Here is a 24670-nt window from a genome sequence, read left to right on the forward strand (position 1 = left end):
TGGTGTGGGAACGAGGTGAAGGGCTTGATCTACCTTCCAAGGTCGAGCCTTAAGGGTGGGCCCAAGCTGGTCTTCACCTCTGCTGGTGATAGCTAACCACCAACTCGATCAAGATACAAGGGTGGGCATTCATGCCCACGCGGTATGGTACGGATGATCAATCGAAACGGACCTTACATTTCGGTACCTGTCCTTCTCGTGCTCTTCGATTGTTCACCTGCCGTACCGCGTGGGCGCAATCAGTCCGGTGGACTGATTGCTGCCCACCCTACAACTACAAAACCCTATTACGCCGGGCTTACTCTGCTCGTGCGCATGATCCGCTCGATGAAATTGCGCTTGACCGGCCGCGGCATCGCCTCGTCCACCAGCGCCGCCCAGCGTTCGCACAGCTGCTCGCAGGTCGCGCGCAGCACGGGATCGAGGTCGGGCAGCCGCGACAGCGCGCACAGATGGCGCTCGATCACCGAGGCCAGGCGCACGCAGGGTTTGTCCTTCTCGTCGCGCGCCGTGTAGTGGGACATCAGGTGCAGCACGGAGGCGAGCATGACAGCGTCGCGCTGGGGCATGGGCGAGGCCGTCGCGTTCTCGGTAAGTGGATGGTGCATGGCAGTCCCTTTTCAATCATGTCGTGAATGAGAATGATTCTCATTATGATCAAGAGGGATGAGCGATGCAAGCGGTTTACAAGCGTGTCTCGCGCGCCGCCCGTAAAAACTCGTCCAGCACCGGCGTGCAGTCGAGCAGGTCGGTCCCGCCGGCGCGGTGAAATTCCGGGTGCCACTGCAAGCCCATCACGAAATCGGCCTTGTCGTAGCGGATCGCCTCGACGATCCCGTCCGGATAGGACATGGCCTCGATGCGGATGTCGCGCCCCAGTTCCTTGACCGCCTGGTGGTGGATGGAATTGACGATCGGCCTCTGCGCGTTCGGGAACATGCGGCCCAGCGAGGAACCCGGCGGGAATTCGATCGCGTGGCGATGGGCGTCGTAGTCGGTGTGCACGTGGGCCAGCGCGGCCGGCACATTGGTCGCCACGTCCTGGTACAGGGTGCCGCCGAAGGCCACGTTGATCAGCTGGCAGCCGCGGCAGACGCCCAGCACCGGTTTGCCGGCCTCGACGAATTCGTGCAGCAGTTCCAGTTCATACAGGTCGCGGGCGCGGTCGCCGCTCCATTCGGGGCGGGTGGGCGATTCGGAATAGGTCTGCGGCGACACGTCGGCGCCTCCCTGCAGCACCAGGCCATCCAGGTGGCGCGCGTAGTGGCGCAGGGTGATGTTGCTGGGGTGAAGCAGGCCGTTCGTGTTCACCGTCGGAATCATGAACACCAGCACGTCGCGCGACATCACCCACTGGGCAATCGACTCTTCCAGGTATTGCAGGTTCTTGCTGCGCAGGCCGGTGGCGCCGGGTTCGGGATGAAAAATACGGGCCGAGACGCCGATGCGCAGGGTGCGGCGCATGAAGTCGCGGCTGAAGCGGTCGCGCAGCGCGCGCCAGCGCGAACTCAGGACGCGTCCGGCCAGGGCGAAGGGCGTATCGCCGGGACGCTGGTAACGCGGCGCGCCATTGCCCGCGCGGCGATCGGGAATGCGCTGCGGGGTTTCAGTACGGTTTTCCTGCGGCGGACCGGGCGCTTCGCCGCGCTGCTTCACTTGTTCGTCTGCCATGGGACCAATATAGCCCCGTCACTGCCGCGCACGATTCGAAGTTGTAACAAAGTGACACCGGATGAGTTCAGATCACGCCGGCATCTCCGGCAATGACGTCAGCCGCTGCAGCATGCAGACCAGGCTGCGGTCGCCGACCGGCTTGTCGAGCAGCCCGCGCACCCCGGCGCCGTGCGCCAGCGTGCTGTCATAGGTAAAAGTGCGGCCGACCAGCAGCACCACGGCCGTCTTCTCCGCACCTTGCTGGGCCTTGATGTCCCGGCTCAAGCCATAGGGGTCGATCCCGGGCGCGGCGGTGTTGATCATCGCCACCGAGACCGGCGTCTCGTCGCACAGGCGCACCGCCATCGGCGCGCTGTCGGTCCAGGCGATCGCCAGGCGGCTCGGTCCCACCAGGCCGGCCAGGTGATCGCGGAAGGCGCCGCCCTTGTCGACGATCAGCACCTTGCCGTCGCGCGGCGGCTGGCGTTCCGAGGGGCAGCCGGCATCCGGTCCGAGCCTGGGACGGCGCCGGCGCTCCGCCAGCAGCGGTTCGCCGCGCGCGCTGAGCAGCGCCAGCGCACGGTGCCGTTCGGCCAGCAGCTTGGCCATGCAGGCGTACAGTTCGTCGGGTTCGAAGGGTGGCGACAGCTGCGTGTAGCTGGCGCGGGCCATGCCGCCGATGACCAGGGCCGGCGGCGGACAGCGCATGCCGTCGAGCCAGGCCAGGGCCGCCGGGCTGGTGCCGTCGGCCAGGACGATGTCGGGTTCCTGCAGGCTGTCCTCGTGCAGGCAGGCATACAGCGGTCCGGAGCGGGGCGCCCCGGCCAGCAAGCTCGCCAGGTGCGCAGTGGCACAGGGCGAGAAGCCGAGCAGTCTGACTGCAGTCGGTGTTTTTTGTGCATGCATGATGATCATCCGGTGCCTGCGACGGCTGCGACCTGAAAGCTGTTGTGTGGCGGACTGCGGTAAGATGGCAAGTCTTGCGATTATTACTGTATGCATGTACAGTAGTAGTCTCTATGAATGCCTTCCGCTCAACGGTTCTCGGGGCCGCTTGACGTAGCAAGCTTGCGTACCAATCTAGTCACGTTTCCACGCGTTGACAAGAACAATCCGCGCATTTGCAAGCGGCCCCTCCTGCTTTTTCCTCCCGACAAGATATAGAATGCGCAGGCTTTCGATAAAACACTGATCAGCATGGCAACCAAGAAACCCGCACCCGATTACAGCGAATCATCCATCCGCGTCCTGAAAGGACTCGAGCCCGTGAAGCAGCGTCCGGGCATGTACACCCGGACCGAGAACCCGCTGCACATCATCCAGGAAGTGATCGACAACGCCTCCGACGAGGCGCTGGGCGGCTACTGCAGCAACATCGGCGTGACCCTGAACGTCGACGGTTCCGTGACCGTCGAGGACGACGGCCGCGGCATCCCGGTCGGCATCCACCCGGAAGAAGGCGTGTCCACGGTCGAAATCGTGTTCACCCGCCTGCACGCCGGCGGCAAGTTCGACAAGGGTTCGGGCGGCGCCTATGCCTTCTCGGGCGGCCTGCACGGTGTCGGCGTGTCCGTCACCAACGCGCTGTCGAAGCGCCTCGAAATTACCGTCTGGCGCAAGGACGAGGACGGTAACGGCATCCACAACCTGGTCTTCGCTGACGGTGAAGTGATCGAGCCCCTGACGTCCGTGCCTTTCGAGCGCGGCGGCAAGAAGAACGGCACCCGCGTCACCGCCTGGCCGGACGGTAAATATTTCGACACCCCGAACATCCCGATGACGGAACTGGTGCGCCTGCTGCGCTCCAAGGCCGTGCTGCTGCCGGGCGTGACCGTCACGCTGACCAACGCGAAAACCGGCGACGTCCAGACCTGGCGCTACGACGAAGGCCTGCGCGGCTACCTCACCGAAGCGATGGCGCAAACCTCGAGCGGCCAGACCGTGATCCCGCTGTTCGAAGGCGCGCAGTACGCCCCGGCCGGCGACGAAGCCTTTGCCGAAGGCGAAGGCGCGGCCTGGGTCGTGGCATGGAACGAGGAAGGCGGCCTGGTGCGCGAGTCCTACGTCAACCTGATCCCGACGCCAAGCGGCGGCTCGCACGAGTCCGGCCTGCGCGACGGCTTGTATGGCGCCGTGAAGGGCTTCGTCGAACTGCACGGCCTGCTCCCGAAAGGCGTCAAGCTGCTGCCGGAAGACGTGTTCGCCCGCGTCTCCTTCGTGCTGTCCGCGAAAGTGCTGGACCCGCAATTCCAGGGCCAGACCAAGGAACGCCTGAACTCGCGCGATGCGGTAAAACTGGTGTCGACCTTCACGAAACCGCCGCTCGAACTCTGGCTGAACCAGCACGTCGAGCACGGCAAGAAGCTGGCCGACCTGGTCATCAAGCAGGCGCAGTCGCGCATGCGCTCGCTGCAAAAAGTCGAGAAGAAGAAATCCTCGGGCGTGGCCGTGTTGCCGGGCAAGCTGACCGACTGCGAATCCTCGGACATCACGCGCAACGAGCTGTTCCTGGTCGAGGGCGACTCGGCGGGCGGTTCCGCGAAAATGGGCCGCGACAAGGAATTCCAGGCGATTTTGCCGCTGCGCGGCAAGGTGCTGAACACCTGGGAAACCGACCGCGACCGCCTGTTCGCGAACAACGAGATCCACGACATTTCGGTGGCGATTGGCGTCGATCCGCACTCGCAGGGCGATTCGCCTGACCTGTCGGGACTCCGCTACGGCAAGATCTGCATCCTGTCGGACGCGGACGTCGACGGCTCGCACATCCAGGTCCTGCTGCTGACCCTGTTCTTCAAGCACTTCCCTGCCCTGTTCAAGCACGGCCACATCTGCGTGGCGCGTCCGCCGCTGTACCGCGTCGACGTCCCGCCGCGCGGCAAGAAGCCGCTGCAGAAGCTGTACGCGCTGGACGACGGCGAACTGCTGGCGATCGAGGACAAGCTGAAAAAGGACGGCCTCAAGGAAGGCAGCTGGAACATCTCCCGTTTCAAGGGCCTGGGCGAGATGAACGCCGAGCAGCTGTGGGAAACGACCATGAACCCGGATACCCGGCGCCTGCTGCCGGTGGCCCTGGGCGGCTTCGACCACGGCGAGTCCAGCGCGCGCTTCAATATGCTGATGGGTAAAGGCGAAGCCGCCGCCCGCCGCGCGTGGATCGAGGAACACGGGAACGAAACCGAAGCGGATATTTGATGGTTTGCGGTGTTTAACCGCACGAAACCGCGTGCGCATGAATGCGCGATGAAACCGTAGTCGAGGCCATTGGCCTCGCCCACCCCTACGTAGGGTGCGCACTTGTGCGCACGCGGTACAACGTCAAATGAATCGAACAAAAGACTGAATATGACTACGCAAGCAAACCTCTTCGAACAAGCTGCCGAGCCAAGCGACGACATCGAAACGCTGACCCTGTCGACCTTCGCCGAACGCGCCTACCTCGACTACGCGGTCTCGGTCGTCAAGGGCCGCGCCCTGCCCGACGTCTCCGACGGCCAGAAGCCGGTCCAGCGCCGCATCCTGTACGCGATGAATGAACTGGGCCTCGGCCCGACCGCGAAGCCCCGCAAATCGGCCGCCGTGGTCGGCGACGTGCTCGGTAAGCTGCACCCGCACGGCGACCAGTCGGTCTACGACGCCCTCGTGCGCATGGCCCAGGACTTCTCGCTGCGCTATCCGCTGATCGACGGCCAGGGCAACTTCGGCTCGCGCGACGGCGACGGCGCCGCGGCGATGCGTTATACGGAAGCCCGCCTGACCCCGATTTCGCGCCTGTTATTGGACGAAATCGACATGGGCACCGTCGACTTCCAGCCGAACTACGACGGTTCCACGCTGGAGCCGCGCACCTTGCCGGCGCGCCTGCCGATGGTTCTTTTGAACGGCGCCTCCGGCATCGCGGTCGGCCTGGCCACCGAGATCCCCTCGCACAACCTGCGCGAAGTGGCCGACGCCACCGTCGCCATGATCCGCAACCCGAAGATCTCGAATGCGGAACTGATCACCCTGATGCCGGGTCCGGACTTCCCGGGCGGCGGCCAGATCATCACCCCGGCGTCGCAGATCGCCGACATGTACGCCAGCGGCCGCGGTTCGATGAAGGTGCGCGCGCGCTGGAAGATCGAGGAGCTGGCGCGCGGCCAATGGCAAGCAGTGGTGACGGAACTCCCGCCGGGCACCTCGGCCGCGAAAGTGCAGCAGGAAATCGAAGAGCTGACCAACCCGAAGGTCAAGCTGGGCAAGAAGACGCTCACCCCGGAACAGATCGCGCTGAAGCAGACGATCCTGAACTCGCTCGACACGATGCGCGACGAATCCGGCCGCGAAGCGCCGGTGCGCCTGGTGTTCGAGCCGAAGTCGAAGAACCAGGACCAGAACGAATTCATGCTCCTGCTGCTGGCGCATACCTCGCTCGAGACCTCGGCGCCGATCAACCTGGTGATGATCGGCGGCGACGGCCGTCCACGCCAGAAGGGGCTGAACGAAATCATCCAGGAATGGATCGACTATCGATTCACCACGGTGCGCCGCCGTACCGAGCACCGACTGGGCAAGGTCAATGACCGCATCCACATCCTGGAAGGCCGCGAGATCGTCCTCCTGAACATCGACAAGGTGATCGCCATCATCCGCAATTCGGACGAGCCGAAGGCGGCCCTGATCGCGGAATTCAATCTGTCCGAACGCCAGGCCGAAGACATCCTCGAGATCCGCCTGCGCCAGCTGGCGCGCTTGGAGGCGATCAAGATCGAGCAGGAGCTGTCGCAGCTGCGCGGAGAGAAGGAAAAGCTGGAAGACATCCTGGCCAATCCGTCGACGATGAAGCGCACGATCATCCGCGAGATCGAAGCCGATGCGAAACAGTTCGGCGACGCGCGGCGCACCTTGATCGAAGAGGCGCAGAAGGCGGTTGCAGAACAGAAGATCATCGACGAACCGGTCACCGTGATCATCTCCGAGAAGGGCTGGGTGCGCGCGCGTACCGGCATCGGCCACGACCCGGCGCAGTTCACCTTCAAGCCGGGCGATTCGCTCCTCAACGCCTTCGAGTGCCGCACGGTCGACTCGCTGGTCGGCATCGGCGACAACGGCAAGACGTATTCGGTGCCGGTGGCCGCCCTGCCGGGTGCGCGCGGCGACGGCGTGCCGATCACGACCCTGGTCGATCTGTCCGGCGGCGTGCGGCTGCTGCACTACTTCGCCGGCACCGCCGACACGCGACTGCTGCTGGCGACCAGCAACGGCTTCGGCTTCATCGCCAAGGCCGGCGACATGGTCAGCCGCCTGAAGGGTGGTAAATCCTTCATCACGCTGGACGACGGCGCCCTGCCGCTGCCACCGCGGATCGTCTCCGACGCGGCCGGCGCGATCGCCTGCCTCTCCGAGAAGGGCCGCGTGCTGGTGTTCGGCATCGACGAAATGAAGGTGCTGACCAACGGCGGCCGCGGCGTGACGCTGATGGAACTCGAGCCGAAAGAGAAGCTGCTGGCCGCGCAGCCGATCAGCCAGAAAGGCGTGAACGTGATCGGCACCTGGGCCGGCTCCAAGCCGCGCACGGTGGAGCTGTACGCATCGGGCCTGGAACCGCACTTCGGCAAGCGCGCGCGCAAAGGCAAGCCACTGTCGCAGAAGCTGAAGGCGACGGACCTGGCGATGCGTTCGACGGGCGAGTGATGTAGGGTGGACGGCTTGCCGTCCACGCGTCCAAGCACCGTTAAAATGCCACGCGCGGTTTGCATCCGTGCGTTGAACGCGTGGACGGGGGACCCGTCCACCCTACGGTTGCGTTACCGTGTGATCAAAAAAATGCCGGCTTCACGCCGGCATTTTTCATGGCATCAAATCAAATTACTTCTTGGCCGCCGCCTTGTGCACATCGGCCATCGCCTCGGCACGCACCTGTTCGGTCTTGGCCGCTGCCTGTGCCTTGTCGGCCGCTGCGTCGACCTGCTCCTTGAGCGCCTTTTCGTCGGCCTTGATCATGGTCTTCTCGGCCTTCAGGTTCGCTTCCGACACCTTCTCTTCGGCCTTGGCCAGCGCCTTGGCGCGGTCTTCCGGATCGGCCTTGCTGACCTTTTCGGCGGCGTTGGCATGCGCCTTCACGGCCTTGGCGTGGGCCTTGGCTTTCTTTTCCTGCGCGTCGGCGACGGCCTTGGCGGCTTTCTCGTCGGCCTTGGCGGCCGTCTTCATTTCCTTCGCTTCGGCCTTGGCGACGTCGGCTTCGGCGCGGGCTTCAGCCTTCACGACGGCTTCGGTGTTGGCGGTGGTCGTGACCGGCGCCGTGGTCGTCGTCGTGGTCGTGGTGGCGGTCTGCGCATAGGCGCTGGTGGCGACGAAACCGGCGATCAGGGTGGCGAGCAGTTTGTTCATGATGTTGTCCTTTCGATGCATATGGTGGGTGCGGGTTCTCTCCCGCTTGTTTAACTTTTTATTAACGACGAGCCCAGAATATGCCTCCATGCACAACGGGTCTGTTCGCCATCACACAGACCGTTGTTGCGCAACATCAAGCGGTTTTTAGCGTGCCGCCGCCCCCGCATACAAGTCGATGATGTCCGTGATCCCATCCTGGCACACGGGGCAAAACGCCTCGCTGCGGTCGAACATGATGCATTGCATCGCCGGCCGGTAGTAACCCTTGGCCTCGTAGTTGGCCCCCTCGAAGGCACCAATCGTGTGGCGGTGCGGCTGCTTCTCGAACAGCGCTCTGGTACGCGCCAGGTCTTCCCTGAACAGCGCATTCATTTCGCTTTCCGGACGGTTCTCGGCACGCAGCGCGGCGCGCCGCTTCTGGTAGGCGCGCGAGTATTCTTCGTACTCCGCCTTCGGCCATGGCGTCGGCAGCGGCGTGCCCGCCTTCACGTGCTTCGCCCATTTCAGTTTCGACGGGTCGCGCAGGGCCGTCGCATTCGGCTCCCACGGTTCCATGCGCGTGCTGCTGGCCGCATACGCCACCGGCGAGGTGTAGTACTCGTCGGCCAGGCCGGCGAAGTGGTGGCCGAACTCGTGCACGAACAGGTAGTTCGCCCATTCGTTGGATGCCGCCGCGGTGCTGAACTGGCCGAAGATGCCGCCACCGCCATAAGTCTCGTTGTTCACGAGGATCTCGATGAATTCGTAGGGCGCGTACTGGGCGATGTCGCGCAGCGCGCGGTTGTCGAGCGTGAGCACGTAGCGTTCGCTGCCGAAGATATCGTAGCGCGTGCCCAGCCTGGAGGCATGGTGCACGCCGGTCGAGGGGCGCGAGACGCCCGATTCGACGGTCGGAACGGCCAGCGCCCAGACGTTGAAGTCATTCGCGCGCTCTTTAAAAGGCGAGACCGTGAACAGGTGCTGCGACAGGCGCCGCGCATCCGCCTCGAACTTCTTCATGTCGGCCGCGGTGTAGCCGTCGCCCAGGATCAGCAGGTCGACCTTCTGCGGCGATGGGCCGCTGACTTTCACCGGGATCGGCGTGGCCGGTGCCGGCGGCTGCTTCCTCACCACGTCGGGCGCATCGGTATCGATCTCCACGCTCCAGGCCACCGAAAACGCATTCCTCTCGTCGCGCTTCAGGATGCGCACGCGCACCGGGCGATCCGGCTTCGGAAAGCGCACGGACTCGTGAAAACTGCGGCTGATCTTGTTGGCCTCGTCGGTCGTGCGCCACTCGCCGAAGATGGTCGAAAAGTCGCGCGAATACAGCAGGTCTCCCGTCTTCGCATCGGCCACCTCGACCCGGTTCTGGCCGCGGTTCGTGTCGTCGAAACTGCGCGCGGTGTCGCCCGGCCAGGGCAGCGGCTCGACCAGCACCTGCTCCAGCGCGTAGCTGTCCGAGAGCGCATTGCCGCTGTGGGTGTAGTCGACGCGGATGGTAGCCGGTTGCGCAGCCTGTGCCAGCCCGGATGCCAGCAGGGAGGCAGCAACGAGCAGGCGCGAAAGAGTACGAAGCATAGGGAGTCCTCGAGAAAACGAATCCCGGCATTGTAATCCTGACACAGGCGATTCCGGACAGCGCCGATGCATACCCGATTCTTGTTGACGCCGGTGCAGCGTCCACCGATGATTACTGAACGACAAGATTTGGAGTCCCGATGCGTACCCTGCAACTCCTCGCCGGCGCCCTGCTGGCCCTTCCCTTCGCCTGCATGGCGCAGGCATGCACGTCACCAGGACAACGCGTCGACGAGCAGGGTTTTGTACGCATCAACGGCATCGAGCAATGGGTCACGATGCAGGGCGACAGCTGCGCCAATCCGGTCATCCTGATCGCCCACGGCGGGCCGGGCAATCCGCAAAGCCTGTACGCGAACGGCCCCGACGCCGCCTGGCGCAAGGACTTCACGGTCGTGCACTGGGACCAGCGCGGCGCTGGCATGACCTATGGCCGCAACAAGCCAGGCGAGGACGACAAGCTAACCGTCGAGGGCTTGCGCGACGACGGCCTGGCCGTGGCGCGCCACGTGCGCGAACGGCTCGGCAAGCGCAAGCTGATCCTGATGGGCGGCTCCTGGGGCTCGGTGCTGGCGGTGAACATGGCCAAGGCCGATCCGGACCAGTTCTGCGCCTACCTCGGCACGGCGCAATTCGTCGGCCACCACCAGAACACCGACGGCCACGCCAGGCTGCTCGAACTGGCGCGCGCGGCCGGTGACACGGCAACGGTATCGACCATCGAAGCGCTCGGCCCGCCACCCTGGAAGAACCCGCGCTCCTTCGGCATCGAACGCCGCGCCATGCGCAAGTACGAAGCGCTGCGTACCGAGCCGATGCCCAAGGCCTGGATGGCGCCGGGCGCGCTGTACGCAACGCCGCAGGCCCTGGCCGACTACGAAGGCGGCGAAGATTATTCCTTCATCCAGTTCGTCGGCATGCAGGACGACGGCATGGCATCCACGATCGACTTATATAAACTCGGCACCGACTTCAAACTGCCGGTCTACCTGGTGCAAGGGACCGAAGACCTGCTGACCACGCAGGCCGTCACCCAGCGCTACTACGATGCGATCAGGGCGCCCGTGAAAAAGCTGGTGCTGGTGCCGCGCGCCGGCCACGATCCGAACGTGCGGACGGCCGAGGCGCAGCAGAAACTACTGCGCGAGGACATCCGGCCGCGCTGCCTGTGAACAGCGCCGGCTCAGGCGGCCCGGCTTCAGGCCAGGATTTGTGTTTGCAAATCGCCCTCTATCATGTTCAGCACCCAATCAAACATCGGATACAGATGAAGCGAATTTTCCAGGTCATGCTGCTGGCGCTGACTGCAGCGCTCCCAGCACGCGCCGCGACGACGCCGGAACAGGAATTCTGGACCTGGTTCCAGGCCAACGAGTCGATGTTGTTCGATTTCGAGCGCGACCAGGAACGGATCTTCGATCGCCTCCAGCGGGCGATGCACAAGGTGGATCCCGACCTGGTATTCGAATTCGGTCCCAAGCAGAACGGCAAGCGCGAGTTCGTCATCAGCGCCGACGGCATCCGCGCTGCGTTTCCCAAGGTCGAAGCGCTGTACGCTGCAGCGCCGGCCTTGCAGAACTGGATCATCGTCAAATACCGGCCACGGCGCGTGCCCATGGACATCGGATACGGCGACAGGAAGATCAAGGCGGCGACGGTGATGGTCTTGCTGCACGCCCAAGGCGACAAAGCCGGTATCACGATCATGATCCCCGGCTACGACGCGGCGGAACACGACACCTATCGTTCGCTGGCCTACCTGTTTCTCGACCAGGCCCTGGGCGAATTCGATGTCGAAACGCGGGTAGGCGAAATCCGCATCGTGGCGCCCGCGGGCGAGACCAGCGGCGCGCTGTCTTTGCAGGAACTGCCGGCCGCATTCGACCGCTATATCGCGCAGCGCACGTCCCCGCATCGCTAGCCTGCCGCCTATTTGTACTGGTACAACGGCCTCTTGACCACGATCGGCCGGATATCGAGCCGCACGTTGTAGACCGAATACGCCTCGGTCGTGGCCGACATGTAGCCGACGCTCTCGCCCGTGCGCGAGAACTTGAATTCGAAGCCGAGGTCCGGCTGCACGGAATTGGCGCTATCGAGGGTGAGGCCGATGGCTTCGGGCTGGTCGCTGTCGATGAGTTTGCCCATCAGGTCGACCACGGTGCTATTGCCGAGGATGTCGGCCGAGAACAGCGGCTCGCGGTAGTAGGGCCGGGCCGGGTCAAGGCGGCCGTCGGCTTTATCCGGGGCGGGTGTAAAACTGTGGCGGGCAATATTGAAACGGTCGCCGTTGTCGAGGTAGCTGAGGCGCACGTTGCTGACGTTGAAGTCGCCCTGCTTCGCATTCGCGGCGGACAAATCGACCACCAGCGCGCCCTTGTAGCCGATCACCTCGACGTCGCGATTCGGCCCCACGATCATTGCCGTGTTCTCGTCGATGCCGAGTCCCAGCTTGTAGCCCTTTTGCAGCATGGCCGGCAGCATGCGTGCGAAGCGGCCGCGCACCAATAAATGCTGGTCGACGAAGACATCGTCGCCGATGAAGCCGAGGCCGGGCGTGATTTCCTGGCCGTCAGTCAGGCCTAGTTTCAGGGTGGCGAGCACGGGCTTCGGGTGGCCGAACATGGTGCTGCTCATGATGGCGGCGCCGGCACTGGTGCCGGCGATGACGCCGCCGCGCCGGTACAGGTCCCACAGGGCGTCGAGGACCATGGTGTTGGAACCGTCGGGGCGGCGCAGCGCACGCGTGATGCGCGCCTGGTCGCCGCCGGCGAAATATGCGCCGCTGGCGCCGCGCACGGCGGCTGCGAGTTCGGGATTGTCGGCCGCGGCCTGGTAGTCGGTGCCGGTCAGGCGCACGGCGACCGGAACGAAGAAGGCGTTGGCGCCGTATTTGTTGAGCCGGTCGACCAGGGCGGCGCCGGATTTTTCGGGATTGGCGGAGGCGGAAGCAAAGACGGCGATGCGCGCGCCTTTTCCGCCGGCAAGCTGGACGATCCGTTCCCAGACTGCGGCGTTATCGGGACGCAGGGCGCCGCCGATGATGACGAGCGAACCCTTGGTAGCCGTCACCTCGGCGGCTTCAGCCGGGGTAGTAAGCAGAGCAACGGCAAGCGCAACGGAACCAGCAATCGGCCACATAAGACACTCTCCCTCTTCAAGCTAAATGCTAAGCCTGATTCGAGAGGGACGGCGCCGTGTTGAGCTTTCTCAGGAGAGATAAATGTTCGGGAAGTAACGCTCCATCAGTGTCTCGGGATTGCGCGGCGTGGTGAAACCGAAGCGTTCGTATAAACCTTGCGCATCGGTGGTCGCGAGCATGAAACGGCGCAGGCGCTGCAGGCTCGGATGGCGCAGCACGGCGGCCACCAGCTGCTTGCCGTAGCCGTGGCCACGGTACTGCGGTACCACAAACACGTCGACCAGGTTGGCGAAGGTCGCGAAGTCGGTGATGACGCGGGCGAAGCCGATCTGACGGCCGTCGATATAGGCGCCGAAGCACAGGGAATTTTCGATCGCGCGCTCGACGATCGGCCGCGAGATCCCTACCGCCCAGCTCGATTGCTCGCTGAGGAAGCGGTAGATCATCGGAATGTCGAGCCGCGACTGGTCGGTGCTGACCTCGAAGCTGGAGTCGTTGGTAGTCATGTGACTGGCGAATCTGGCAAAAAAGCCAATTCTACGCCGTTTGCACAAACGTCAAGATTCGATTGCCGCGCGTTTATTGGCGGCTCTGGAGGTAGCGATCCGGCAAGGTCAGACCCGCATCTTCGGCGCGCCAGACCAGGTTGGCGATCCACCAGCGCTTGCCGTCGTGCGCCAGCTGGATGCTGTTGATTCCGCGCATGAAGGGTTTGGGATCGTTCGGCGAGCGCAGCAATTCATAAGTGCTGAATACGTGCACCAGCTGGCCGAAGGCATCGGTCGTGCGGGCGATTTCGCGCTCGTAGAAGCCGCTCGTATTGAAGGCACTCATGTTGCGACTGATGTAATCCTCGACCGTCATGCTGCGCAGGGCGAAGCCGCCGCCTTCGCGGTTGGGCACGACGACCATCAGCTTGGCGTCCGGTGCGAACAGCGCGCGCATGCGGTTCCAGTTGCGCGGCGCGCCGGCCGGGCCGGAGATCACGTCGTAGAGCGCGGCGACGATGCTGTCGACCGAGGCGCCGTCGGCTTCCTTGGTCACCGTGGGCTGGGCCGGCGCAGTATGCACCTGCGGTACCGGCTGGGCCGCCGGTGTCACAGCTTGCGCCGATTGCGCCTGCTGGGCGGCGGATACCGTACCGGTGCACATCGCTGCGGCAAGGCCGACGCTGAGCCATCGTTTCATTGTTTTTCCTCGATCAGAATCTGTTAACAGTTGAATAATCGGCGATTTCGGCGCGCTTGTCATCCGCCGGGGCCTTCGGCGAGGCACGCCGGCGGCAGTTTATAATCGAGCAAATCCAACGGAACCTCCCACCATGACCGAACAATTCTCCAAAAAAGCCGAAGCCTGGTCGGCACGCTTCTCCGAACCCGTGTCGGACCTCGTCAAACGCTATACGGCCTCCGTCTTCTTCGACAAGCGACTGGCCATGTTCGACATCCAGGGTTCGCTCGCGCACGCCGAGATGCTGGCCGCGCAAGGCATCATCACAGCAAGCGACCGCAGCGAAATCGAGCGCGGCATGGCGCAGATCAAGAGCGAGATCGAAGCCGGCAGTTTCGAGTGGCTGCTCGACCTGGAAGACGTGCACCTGAACATCGAAAAGCGCCTGACCGAGCTGGTTGGCGATGCGGGAAAACGCCTGCACACGGGCCGTTCGCGCAACGACCAGGTCGCAACCGACATCCGCCTGTACGTGCGCGCCGCGATCGACGACGTGGTGGCCCTGTTGAATCAATTGCGCAGCGCGCTGACGGACGTGGCCGAGCGCCACTTCGACACCATCATGCCGGGCTTTACGCACCTGCAGGTGGCCCAGCCGATCACCTTCGGCCACCACATGCTGGCCTACGTCGAGATGTTCGGCCGCGATGCCGAGCGCATGCTCGATGCGCGCCGCCGCGTGAACCGCCTGCCGCTGGGCGCCGCCGCCCTGGCCGGCACCACCTTCCCGATCGACCGCCTGCGCGTGGCAAAAACCCTGGGCTTCGAGGACGTCTGCCACAACTCGCTGGACGCCGTCTCCGACCGCGACTTCGCGATCGAGTTCACGGCCGCCGCCTCCCTCATCATGATGCACGTCTCGCGCATGTCGGAAGAACTGGTCATGTGGATCAGCCCGCGCATCGGCTTCATCGACATCGCCGACCGCTTCTGCACCGGCTCGTCGATCATGCCGCAAAAGAAGAACCCGGACGTGCCGGAACTCGCGCGGGGCAAGACCGGCCGCGTGTACGGTCACCTGGCTTCGCTGCTGACCCTGATGAAAGGCCAGCCGCTGGCCTACAACAAGGACAACCAGGAAGACAAGGAACCGCTGTTCGACACCGTCGACACCGTGCTCGACACGCTGCGCATCTTTACCGATATGGCCGGCGGCATCACGGTCAAGGCGGACAACATGCGCGCCGCGGCCCTGCAGGGCTATGCGACGGCCACCGACCTGGCCGACTACCTCGTGAAAAAGGGCCTGCCCTTCCGCGACGCGCACGAGGCCGTGGCCCATGCGGTGCGCGCCTGCGACCAGGCCGGCGTCGACCTGTCGGAAATGTCGCTCGAGACCTTGCAAGGCTTCTCGCCGCTGATCGAGGACGACGTGTTCGCGGTGCTGACGCTGGAAGGTTCCGTCGCCGCGCGCGACCACGTGGGTGGCACCGCGCCGAACCAGGTGCGCAAGGCGATCGAACGCGTGCGTGGCCAGTTGAAAGACTAGTTGTAAGGCTAAAAGAAGAAGGCCCGGTTGTCCGGGCCTTCTGTTTTTTTACTTCACTTCTTCCTTCTTGGTGATGAACACGCTGGCGATACAGCTGCCTGCGATCAGCACCGCCACGACGGTCAGCGATGCCTGCACCGGCACGTGGTACCAGGGCATGATCAGCATCTTGGTACCGATGAAGGTCAGCACCATCGCCAGGCCATACTTGAGCAAGTGGAAGCGGTCGGCCACGTCCACCAGCAGGAAGTACAGCGCGCGCAGTCCCAGGATCGCGAACATGTTCGAGGTGAACACGATGAACGGGTCGGTCGTGATCGCGAAAATGGCCGGGATCGAATCGACGGCGAATACCAGGTCGGTCACCTCGATCAGGATCAGCACCAGGAACAGCGGCGTCACGTAGCGCACCCCACTCTTCGTGACGAAGAAGCGCTCGCCATGGTCGCCTTCGGCCACCTTCAGGTGCTTGCGTGCGAAACGCAGCACCGGGTTGTTCGCCACGTCCGGCTCCTTGTCCACCGCCACCAGCATGCGCAGGCCGGTGTAGAGCAGGAATGCACCGAACAGGTACAGCACCCAGCTGAATTCGCTGACCACCCATGCGCCCGCGCTGATCATGATGGCGCGCATCACGATGGCGCCCAGCACACCGTAAATCAGGACCCGGCGCTGGTATTGCTGCGGCACCTGGAACGCGGTAAAGATGAGCAGGAAGACAAACACGTTGTCGACCGACAGGGCTTTTTCGATCAGGTAGCCCGAGAAGAACTCGAGCGCCTTCTGGTCGGCGACCTCGGCGCCCACCGTTCCCTTCAGATACCACCACAAGCCGCCGTTGAACAGCAGCGCCAGGCTGACCCAGACCAGCGACCAGATGCCGGCTTCCTTGACGCTGACCTTGTGCGCCTTGTTGCCGCCGAAGACGAACAAGTCGAGCGCCAGCATCAGGATCACGAAACCGACGAACACGGCCCACATCGGGCCGCTTGCAATGCTTTCCAGACCATTCATGATGCGCTCCTGTCAGTCATCGCTTGCGTGCCGTGGGGTCGGCGGCATCGTCGGCCGCCGCCGCGGTGTAGGCAGCCGTGCCCATGTTGTCGAGCTGCGCCGGTATGCGCTCGCGGGCGAAATCGCGGCTGCGCTCCACCTGGCGCACCAGGGCGCGGTCGGCGCGCTCGGCGGCGCGATCGATGGCCGCATACAGATCGGCCTCCGTTTCTTCGATGACGACAGCGCGTCCGCCGCCGAGCTGCACCTGGATCTTGCAGCGCTTGTCGACACCGCCGCGCGGGCCATTGATGTCGGACAGTAGCACGACCAGCCTCTGCATACGCGTACGCGCCCAGCCCAGCGCGCTTGCCAGGCGCTGCTCGGTGTAGGCACGCAGGGCGTGCGTCATCGTGAAACCGTTGGCTTGAATGGTGATACGCATGATGGTTCTCCTGTAAGTGGGTGTCTCGACTATAGGCAACCCGGTGACATCGCACAAATCGAATATACTTTGCTGATTCATCGATTTTTACGATGTGTGGAAAAGCCATGTCCGCCCTTAACTACAAGCATTTGCGTTATTTCTGGATGGTCGGCAAGACAGGCAGCATCGCCAAGGCCGCCGCGCAGCTGCACCTGACGCCGCACTCGATCTCCGGGCAGTTGTCCGAATTTGCCCAGAGCCTGGACGTGGAATTGTTCCGGCGCGTCGGGCGCAACCTGGAGCTGACCGATGCCGGCCGCCGCGTCATGCGCTACGCCGAAGAGATCTTCACGACCGGCGATGAATTGCTCGAACTGGTGCGCGACAAGCGCCTGAGCACGACCGTGTCGTTCAGGGTCGGCTGCGCCGATTCCGTCTCCAAGCTGATCGCCTGCCGCCTGGTGGAACCGGCCTTGGCGATGCCCGAACCGGTGCGCCTGATTTGCCGCGAGGGGCGGCTCGACAACCTGGTGGCGGATCTCGCCGTGCACCGCCTGGACCTGGTGATCGCGGATCGCCAGATCCCTGCGCACTTCAGTGTCCGGGCCTACAACCACCTGCTCGGCGAAAGCCCGATGACGGTCTTTGCCAGCGCCGCACTGGCCACCACCCTGGAACCGCACTTTCCGGTCTGCCTGCATGAGGCGCCCATGCTGCTGCCCGGCGAGGACTTCGCGATCCGCCACCGCCTGCTGCAGTGGCTGGAGCAGCACGCGGTACACCCGCGCGTGGTCGGCGAGTTCGACGACAGCGCCATGATGAAAGCCTTCGGCCAATCGGGCGCCGGCGTCTTTTTCGCGCCGACGGCCATCGCCGCGCAGGTGATCGCGCAGTATGGCGTCGTCGCCCTCGGCCGGATCGACGAGGTGGTGGAACAGGTCTACGCCATCACGACCGAGCGGCGCCTGCGCCATCCGGCGACGCTGGCGATCAGCAACAACGCGCGCACGAGCTTGTTCGCTTAAGGACGGTCATGCGCCGCGCTTGTCGCGGCCGCGCTGCCTGGCCTCCTTCATCAGCACCTTCCACTTCCCGCGCTCGGCAATGCGCTCCAGCGCCGTCTGCTCGGCGCGCCGGACCTCACGCAGCAGCTTGCGGTAGTTCTGCAGGCGGTCCGCATCTACGCTGCCACGCACCGCGCATCCCGGCTCGCTTTCGTGCGCGCAGTCGCGGAACTGGCAGCTTGCGGCCAGCGCGGCGATGTCGTCGAAGGCCAATTCCAGCTCGTCCTCGTCCGCATCCGGCTGCCAGGCGCGCAGTCCCGGCGTATCGATGATGCAGGCGCCGCCCGGACAGCGGTGCAGCGAGCGCGCCGTCGTCGTGTGGCGGCCGTGGTCGTCGCCCCGACGCGTGCCGCCCGTTGCCTGCGCACTGCCGGTCAAGGCGTTGGTCAGCGTGGACTTGCCGACGCCCGAGGAACCCAGCAGCACCAGCGTCTGCCCCGTTTCCATCCAGGGTGCGAGCGGGCCGCTGTCGCTTTGTTCGGCCGGATGCAGGGTCAGCGCCGGCACGTCATCCGGAATCCGCTCGCGCAAGCGGGCAATCTTGTCCGCGGCATCGACGCCGATGTCCGATTTGGTCAGCACCATCACCGGGGCCACCCCGCAGGCGCGCACCAGCGCGATATAGCGCTCCATGCGGCGCGGATTGAAGTCCTGGTCGAGGCCCATCAGCAGCAGGGCCGTGTCGACGTTGCTGGCCAGGGCCTGCCGGCCCGAAGGCGTGCGGCGTGTCAGGCGGGTAGCAGGTTCGAGGATCATGTCGATCCAGTGTTCAGAGCCGCTGGAGACAAGCAGCACCCAGTCGCCGACGACGGGCGGCTCGGTATGGCGCAAATGACGTGCGCTCAACACCTGCGCGCCATCGTCGACGCTCAGCCAGTCGCGCTGGACTGCGGTGACGCGGGCAAGGCGGTGTTGCGGCGAGACGGCCGCGAGTTGTGAAACGAAATGCTGCTTGAATCCGATCCCGTGCAGGGTGGTGAAATCGAGGTCGATCATGACGATGTGTTTTCCAGTTCGATGGGCGCAACAGGCGTGCGCGAACCGCTGCGAGGCAGCGTGTGTCGAAAATTGGAAGGTCGGCGCTAATGCGCCCGGGACATCGTCGCGATGAACGAGCGGATCAGGCGGCCGACCGGAGGGCGGTATCAGGCTGGACCATGTTCGTCTCCCCGGGGCGTGTGAATGGACTGCCATTCTGGCCGGGCATGGCGGCCAGGTCAAGCGCCGCGCATGCCCGCTACAAGATACCGCTTCAGATCCCCATCACATACTGCTCGCTGCGCATCCTGCGCGCGGCGAATTCCATCGCCGCCCAGGCCAGCAGCAGGGGCAGCACGCAGGTCAGCAGATACGGCAGCGCACCGATCGCCTTGCCCGCGGCGATCGCCTGGAACATGGTCTGGTTCCCCAGCACCGGCACCGCATACATCCAGGTCTGCGTGCTCAGGTCGAGCATGGGGATGATCATCAGGGGCAGCATGGGCAGCGTAGTCAGGATGCCGGCGCTGGCCTGCGCTTCCTTGAAGGTCTTCGAGTTCATCGCCAGCGCGACCTGCACGGCGCCGACGAACAGGCACAGGGGCAAGGCGGCCGCGATCACGAGCGCCAGCATCGGGATACTCAGGCGCCAGGACAGGCCGATTTCTTCCAGCGGCAGCAGCGACAGCACGCCGTGGGCGACGATCAGTTCGCAGCCCAGGCCGATCGCGGCCAGCGCGGAGGCGGCCAGCCACTTGCCGGCCACCAGCTCGCGTGCACGCATCGGCTGGGCCATCAGCACCTCAAGCGAGCGGCGCTCGCGTTCGCCGGCGGTGGTATCGATGGCCATGGACAGGCCGAACAGGAAGACCGGCACGAAGAACATGCCGAGATACAGGCCGATGCGCTTGCCGGCACCGCCGGCCCCGTCGCTGGTATCGTAGCGCTCCAGGCGCAGGGGCACGAGGACGGCCTGCGACACGCCATGCGCTTCCAGGCGGGCGCCCGCGATGCCGTTGGCGTAGTCGCGCAGGATGCCTTCCAGCTCGCGCCGCTGCTCGTCCTTGTCGACGGACGAATCGAACCACAAGGCGAGCGGCGCCGGGCGGACCTCGGCATAGTAGCTGCTGAATTCGGGCTCCAGCCTGAGCACGCCCACGAATGTCTTCTCGCTCAGCAGCGCCTTGATGGCGGTATCGTCCATGGGAGCGCGCTCGCTCACCTTGACGCTTTTCTCGCGCAAGTGCGCCAGCAGGTTGGGGGCCTGTGCGCCGCCGATGACGGCCAGTTCGATGCCGGCCTTCTCGGTGCGCGTGCTGCGCTCGATCGTGGTGTGCAGGAAGAAGCCGACCAGCGCCGGATACAGCAAGGTCAGCATCAGCAGCATGGTCAGTGTGCGCTTCTCGCGCAGCGCCTCCAGCAGTTCCTTGTGCATGACGACGAACCAGAGCGGTGTGGTGGTGTGGCGCTTCATGCTGCGATCCCCTCTTCCGTGCCGACCAGGTGAACGAATGCGTCCTCCAGGCTGGCGATACCGGTTTGCCTGCACAGTTCCTGCGGCGAGCCTTGCGCCACGGTCTGTCCCTTGGCGATGACGATCACGTCGTCGCACAGCTGCGTCACTTCCTGCATCACGTGGGTCGCGAGGATGATGCAGCAACCTTCGGCGCGCATGGCCGCCAGCGCGCGCCGCAGGGCGCGCGTGCTCATCACGTCCAGGCCGCGCGTCGGCTCGTCGAGCAGCAGGTTGCGCGGCCGGTGCAGCAGGGTCCGGGCCAGCGCCACCTTGATGCGCTGGCCCTGCGAAAAGCCGCGGCAAGGGCGATCCAGGATGTCGTCCAGTCCCAGCAGTTCGGTCACTTCGTCGATGCGGCGCGCAATCGCTGCCTTGTCCATGCCGTTGATCCGCCCGAAATAGCGCAGGTACTCGCGGGTACTGAGGCGTTCGTAGAGGCCGAACTGGTCGGTCAGCAGGCCGATGTTGCGGCGTGCGCCGAGCGGATCGGCGGCCGGATCGATCCCGTCGATGCTGACCATGCCGCGGTCGCGGCTGAGCAGGCCGACGAGGGTGCGCATCAGGGTCGTCTTGCCGGCGCCGTTCGGGCCGAGCAGCGCGGTGGTGCGGCCGTCGGCGGCAGTAAAACTCACGCCGGCCAGCGCGTGCACGGCGCCGAAACGTTTGTGGATGTCTGTCACTTCGATCATGGCGCGTCCTTCAGGGATGGGTGCCGGCGTGGCCGAGCTGGAATGGGGGAATCGCGATCTCCTCGAGGCAGCGCTGGTCCACTGCCTGTTCCGGGCGATCGAGAAATGCGCGCAGCAGGCGCGGCGCGCAGCCCAGGGCGGCGACGCCATGACCGGCCGCGCGCACGACCAATTGCTGCGCCTTCGGCATGGCCTTGGCGGCGCTGGCGGCGCCCGAGGGCGGCGTGACCGGGTCGAGCGCGCCCGACAGCAGCAGGGCCGGCGCCGCGATCGGACCGCCTGGTGGCGCGGCGGCCGCCGCTACGCCGGTCAGCTTGCACAGTGCGGCGATCCGCTCCGCGTGACCACGCAGGAAGGAGCCGGCTTCGTCGGACGCGCGTAACGCGGGCGTCAGGCGCGGGACGTCTTCCGCGCAGACGACGGCCACGTACAAAGGCAGCGCCAGATAGCCTTCCGGCGACAGGTCGGCGCCGGTAAAGCCGCGCGCCACGAAGGGGCCCCAGTTGCCCTGGTAAGCGCTGTGGATCAGGTAAGGCAGGCGCTGGCTCGTCTGCGGCGCATACAGGCTGTTGTGGATCGTGTAGGCGAAACGCATGTTCGACAGCGGCACCCGCGTCGCCTGCGCCGTGCGCGGATGGGCGAAGTCGAGGGTCACGGCGCCGGCATTCACGCGCGCCAGCAGGGCGTCGAACTCGGTGCGCAGGGCCGGGAAGGCGCGGGCGCAGGCCCGGTCCGCCGCGCAGCGTTCGAATACCGAATCGAGCGCGCGCTGCGAGTAGGTGGCGCTGGCCGGAATCACCCGCTCGGGCGGCGCCACGCCATCGAGGACAAGGCTGCGCACGCTGCCCGGATAGCTGCGCGCATAGTGCTGCCCGAGGCGCGTGCCGTAGGAACCGCCGAACAGGTTGACCTTGCCGTAGCCCAGCGCCAGGCGCACGCGTTCGATGTCGTGCGCGGCATTCGCGGTGCTATAGAACTTGAGCGGATGCACCAGCGTGCCGAGGCAGCGCGCAAAGGCGGCCTGCATCTCGGCCTCGTTCGCGGCCTCGTCGACCGGGTCGCCGGGACAGCGCAGCTTGCCCGACAGGCCGGTGCCGCGCTGGTCGATGAAGACGATGTCGCGGGTGGCGCGCACCCGCTGGAACATCGTGCCGAGCGTGGCCACCACGTTTGAGCCGGCCTCGCCCGGCCCGCCGGCCAGCACGAACAGCGGGTCCGGGCTCGCCACCTGGCGAAACGCCGGCGCCACCGTCACGTGAATCTTCAGCTGCGTACCGGTCGGGCGCTGCGGGTCGAGCGGCACCGCGACGCTATGGCAACGCAGCGGCTCCTTGCTGCCGGGCAGGTGACACTCCCGTCCGCTACTGGCCGCATGGACCCAGGCCGGGACGTAAAACATCAGGACGAGCAAGGCCCATGAAATACGCAATTTCATTCAAAAACTCCTCGAACAGAGTAAAAGTGGTGTGCCGCGGGAGCCTGCGTGTGCCGTCCTAGGACGTCGGATTGCGCAGCCTGCGTATGCGCAGCACCAGCCGCAGCACCGCGTACAGGGTGACGACGGCTATGCCGAGCAGCATTCCGATGCTCCTGGGCGTCGCCTCGCCGGGGTGACGGAAGGGCAGCATGATGAAAAACGGCAGCCAGGCCAGGGCGAACAGCCAGATCAGGCGTTGATACTTGCGGATGCGCGATTCGACGTCGGTAAAGATTTCCGGGCTGCGTCCCGCACGCGCCGGGGCACGCCAGAACTGCCAGCCCAGCACCTGGTCCACGTGCTCCCATCCGGCATCGGCGAACAACTGGAAATAGTCCGCTTTCGCGCGCCTGGCCTGGAAGTCGAGCCGGTAGCTCATCTCGGCCGGCGCGCCGCGGCGGAACACGAACCAGCAACGCAGGATCCCTACCTTGTGCAGGTGCAAGCCCTGGCGCGCCATGTCCTGCAGCCAGGCCTCGAGCGCGTGGTCGGCGTCATCCCAGAAGAATTTGAATTTGGTGACGAATTGATCGCTCATGCCTTCTGCCTTTGTCGAAAGTGGAACCGCGCGCACTCGATATACCTGCACCCGATACATTGAGACTCGATATATCGGGTGACGACATAGTAGCAGTGCTAAATCTTTTGTCAACAAGAAAAAGTGATGGAGAAAAGCCTTATTTGCAGCTGGCTTCGTTCGCTGAAAGCACTTGAGCCCGCTTATCCATTTTGCATTTCAAAATAGCAACTTCAGACCTGCGCTTGGGTTAAAATGCTCTGGTCTGCCGGACGGGGCGGACTCAACAGTGCGTCAACAGATCCGTCGTTGCTTGGTCATTGAATGCCGAAAGATGCCGTGTCAGTCCACTATTTGCCCACCCTCCCCCTGACGATCGACCGCAGGCGCGCCGAATTCGCGGACCGCGCCTTCGAAGACCGCTTCGCCCGTCACTGCCTCCCTGAGCGCAATGCCCAGCTAAAAGTCAGCCTGCTGTTTTCGGCAGGCTTTTATGTGCTGTTCGGGCTGACCGATATCGCGACGCTGGGCCCCACCGCCACCGCCTGGGCCATGGTCGCCCTGCGTCTCGTCGTCGCGCTGGCCGCGCTGGGCGCCTGGGCCGCCATTTCGCGCCATCCGGATTCGGTGCAGGTCTCGCTGCGGTCCACCTGCGCGGTGCTGGGCATCGGCGTCGGTGTCTTCCCGGTCCTGTGCTGGTACCAGCCCGAGGCGATGGCATGGAACCTGATGTCGCATGCGCTGATCCTGATGGCGATCTACGTCATCTTCCCCAACCGCTTCATCTATGCGCTGGCGATCGGCATCGGCTCGAGCGTGGTGTTTGCGGCGATGCTGCTGGTCCAGGGCGGCCTCAAACTGGACGACCTGGTGGCGCTGGTCCTGATGCTCATCCTCGGCAATGCCCTCGGCTATATCGCCGCGCGCCGCTTCCACCTCGCCCAGCGCGAGCAGTTTCGTTCGACCATGCTGCTGCAGGAGCTGGCCGACCGCGATCCGCTGACCGGCTGCCTCAACCGCCGGGTGTTCCAGAGCGGCATGCTGGACGCCGAGCTGGCGCGGACCCGCCGCTACGGCACCGCCCTGTCGGTCATCCTCTGCGACATCGACCACTTCAAGCGCATCAACGACACCCACGGCCACGCCGCGGGCGACGAAGTGCTGAGCGAATTCGCCGGCCTGCTGCGCTCCATGGCACGCGAAGGGATCGACAGCGTGATTCGCTACGGCGGCGAGGAATTCCTGCTGGTGCTGCCGCAGACGGAACTGGCCGGCGCCCAGGTTCTGGCGGAACGAATCCGGCATGCCTTCGCCGAGGCGGCGACAATGACGGCAAACGGCAGCCTCGTGTCGACCACCGCCAGCTTCGGCGTGGCGTCGGTGCCGGCCCGCCATCCGTCGCCGCCGGCCACTTTCGAGGCGCTGATTGCAGCCGCCGATGAGCAGCTGTATGCGGTCAAGCGTGGCGGACGCAATGGGGTGCGTGGGACGGTGATCACGGCCATGCCCGTGCTGGCGCGGGCGGTATGATGACACCAATCCCATCTTTTGAACGCCTGCTCA

General features: G+C 64.8%; 22 protein-coding genes. 7 read left to right on the forward strand and 15 right to left on the reverse strand.

Translation table 11 applies throughout. The features are described from left to right. Positions 1–287 precede the first annotated feature (287 nt). From C2862_RS14365 to C2862_RS14375, 3 genes are all read right to left on the reverse strand, one after another. A complete protein-coding gene (locus C2862_RS14365; protein ID WP_229467438.1) occupies positions 288–608 on the reverse strand; it encodes a hypothetical protein in 321 nt (106 codons plus the stop codon). 76 nt (positions 609–684) lie between these two features. Then, positions 685–1671 (reverse strand): gamma-glutamyl-gamma-aminobutyrate hydrolase family protein, encoded by a 987-nt coding sequence (locus C2862_RS14370; protein WP_136220826.1) that lies wholly within the window; start codon positions 1669–1671, stop codon positions 685–687. A 72-nt stretch (positions 1672–1743) separates the two neighbouring features. Then, complete coding sequence (locus C2862_RS14375) at positions 1744–2559, reverse strand: response regulator (RefSeq protein ID WP_136220827.1); 816 nt, start codon at positions 2557–2559, stop codon at positions 1744–1746. A 291-nt stretch (positions 2560–2850) separates the two neighbouring features. On the opposite strand from C2862_RS14375, the gene C2862_RS14380 reads away from it, so the two are divergent. Further along, positions 2851–4848: a DNA topoisomerase IV subunit B gene (locus C2862_RS14380; RefSeq protein WP_136220828.1), complete on the forward strand. Its 1998-nt coding sequence runs from the start codon at positions 2851–2853 to the stop codon at positions 4846–4848. 150 nt (positions 4849–4998) lie between these two features. Continuing rightward, positions 4999–7326 carry a DNA topoisomerase IV subunit A gene (gene parC, locus C2862_RS14385; RefSeq protein WP_136220829.1) on the forward strand — a complete coding sequence of 776 codons (2328 nt, stop codon included), beginning with the start codon at positions 4999–5001 and terminating at the stop codon, positions 7324–7326. A gap of 174 nt (positions 7327–7500) precedes the next feature. On the opposite strand, the gene C2862_RS14390 is transcribed toward parC, so the two are convergent. Both C2862_RS14390 and C2862_RS14395 read right to left on the reverse strand, forming a co-directional pair. Further along, positions 7501–8022 (reverse strand): hypothetical protein, encoded by a 522-nt coding sequence (locus C2862_RS14390; protein ID WP_136220830.1) that lies wholly within the window; start codon positions 8020–8022, stop codon positions 7501–7503. A 147-nt stretch (positions 8023–8169) separates the two neighbouring features. After that, a complete protein-coding gene (locus tag C2862_RS14395; protein WP_136220831.1) occupies positions 8170–9585 on the reverse strand; it encodes an IgA Peptidase M64 in 1416 nt (471 codons plus the stop codon). 140 nt (positions 9586–9725) lie between these two features. Here C2862_RS14395 and C2862_RS14400 point away from each other — a divergent pair, with 140 nt between their 5' ends. Both C2862_RS14400 and C2862_RS14405 read left to right on the forward strand, forming a co-directional pair. After that, on the forward strand, positions 9726–10757 hold the full coding sequence (locus tag C2862_RS14400) for an alpha/beta fold hydrolase (protein WP_136220832.1): 1032 nt from the start codon (positions 9726–9728) through the stop codon (positions 10755–10757). A gap of 95 nt (positions 10758–10852) precedes the next feature. After that, positions 10853–11506: a hypothetical protein gene (locus C2862_RS14405; RefSeq protein WP_136220833.1), complete on the forward strand. Its 654-nt coding sequence runs from the start codon at positions 10853–10855 to the stop codon at positions 11504–11506. Positions 11507–11514: 8 nt separating this feature from the next. Here the strand turns inward: C2862_RS14405 and C2862_RS14410 are convergent, their stop codons facing one another. The 3 genes from C2862_RS14410 to C2862_RS14420 all read right to left on the reverse strand — a co-directional run bounded on the left by C2862_RS14410 (position 11515) and on the right by C2862_RS14420 (position 13915). Beyond that, a complete protein-coding gene (locus C2862_RS14410; protein WP_136220834.1) occupies positions 11515–12726 on the reverse strand; it encodes a cyanophycinase in 1212 nt (403 codons plus the stop codon). A 69-nt stretch (positions 12727–12795) separates the two neighbouring features. Continuing rightward, complete coding sequence (locus C2862_RS14415) at positions 12796–13233, reverse strand: GNAT family N-acetyltransferase (RefSeq protein WP_136220835.1); 438 nt, start codon at positions 13231–13233, stop codon at positions 12796–12798. Between the two features lie 73 nt (positions 13234–13306). Next, positions 13307–13915 (reverse strand): hypothetical protein, encoded by a 609-nt coding sequence (locus C2862_RS14420; RefSeq protein WP_229467439.1) that lies wholly within the window; start codon positions 13913–13915, stop codon positions 13307–13309. Positions 13916–14048: 133 nt separating this feature from the next. On the opposite strand from C2862_RS14420, the gene argH reads away from it, so the two are divergent. After that, positions 14049–15446 carry an argininosuccinate lyase gene (gene argH, locus C2862_RS14425; protein WP_136220836.1) on the forward strand — a complete coding sequence of 466 codons (1398 nt, stop codon included), beginning with the start codon at positions 14049–14051 and terminating at the stop codon, positions 15444–15446. Between the two features lie 48 nt (positions 15447–15494). On the opposite strand, the gene C2862_RS14430 is transcribed toward argH, so the two are convergent. Beyond that, a complete protein-coding gene (locus C2862_RS14430) occupies positions 15495–16460 on the reverse strand; it encodes a TerC family protein (protein WP_136220837.1) in 966 nt (321 codons plus the stop codon). 16 nt (positions 16461–16476) lie between these two features. Continuing rightward, positions 16477–16884 (reverse strand): ribosome hibernation-promoting factor, HPF/YfiA family, encoded by a 408-nt coding sequence (gene hpf / locus C2862_RS14435; protein ID WP_136220838.1) that lies wholly within the window; start codon positions 16882–16884, stop codon positions 16477–16479. 107 nt (positions 16885–16991) lie between these two features. On the opposite strand from hpf, the gene nhaR reads away from it, so the two are divergent. Further along, positions 16992–17891, forward strand: coding sequence for a transcriptional activator NhaR (gene nhaR, locus C2862_RS14440; protein ID WP_136220839.1), 900 nt, complete (start codon positions 16992–16994; stop codon positions 17889–17891). Positions 17892–17897: 6 nt separating this feature from the next. On the opposite strand, the gene rsgA is transcribed toward nhaR, so the two are convergent. From rsgA to C2862_RS14465, 5 genes are all read right to left on the reverse strand, one after another. Continuing rightward, positions 17898–18926, reverse strand: a complete 1029-nt coding sequence (rsgA, locus tag C2862_RS14445; RefSeq protein ID WP_136220840.1) for a ribosome small subunit-dependent GTPase A — start codon at positions 18924–18926, stop codon at positions 17898–17900. 256 nt (positions 18927–19182) lie between these two features. Further along, on the reverse strand, positions 19183–20382 hold the full coding sequence (locus C2862_RS14450; RefSeq protein ID WP_136220841.1) for an ABC transporter permease: 1200 nt from the start codon (positions 20380–20382) through the stop codon (positions 19183–19185). Further along, on the reverse strand, positions 20379–21113 hold the full coding sequence (locus C2862_RS14455; protein ID WP_136220842.1) for an ATP-binding cassette domain-containing protein: 735 nt from the start codon (positions 21111–21113) through the stop codon (positions 20379–20381). The genes C2862_RS14450 and C2862_RS14455 overlap by 4 nt, the downstream gene beginning before the upstream one ends. Before the next feature lie 10 nt (positions 21114–21123). Beyond that, positions 21124–22548 (reverse strand): alpha/beta fold hydrolase, encoded by a 1425-nt coding sequence (locus C2862_RS14460; RefSeq protein WP_136220843.1) that lies wholly within the window; start codon positions 22546–22548, stop codon positions 21124–21126. Positions 22549–22606: 58 nt separating this feature from the next. Continuing rightward, positions 22607–23128: a DUF2812 domain-containing protein gene (locus tag C2862_RS14465; protein ID WP_168710067.1), complete on the reverse strand. Its 522-nt coding sequence runs from the start codon at positions 23126–23128 to the stop codon at positions 22607–22609. A gap of 318 nt (positions 23129–23446) precedes the next feature. On the opposite strand from C2862_RS14465, the gene C2862_RS14470 reads away from it, so the two are divergent. Continuing rightward, entirely contained in the window at positions 23447–24637 is a 1191-nt protein-coding gene (locus C2862_RS14470) for a GGDEF domain-containing protein (RefSeq protein ID WP_168710068.1), read from the forward strand. Positions 24638–24670: the final 33 nt, after the last annotated feature.

The sequence above is a fragment of the Massilia sp. Mn16-1_5 genome (assembly GCF_004798585.1).
Lineage (GTDB): Bacteria > Pseudomonadota > Gammaproteobacteria > Burkholderiales > Burkholderiaceae_D > Telluria.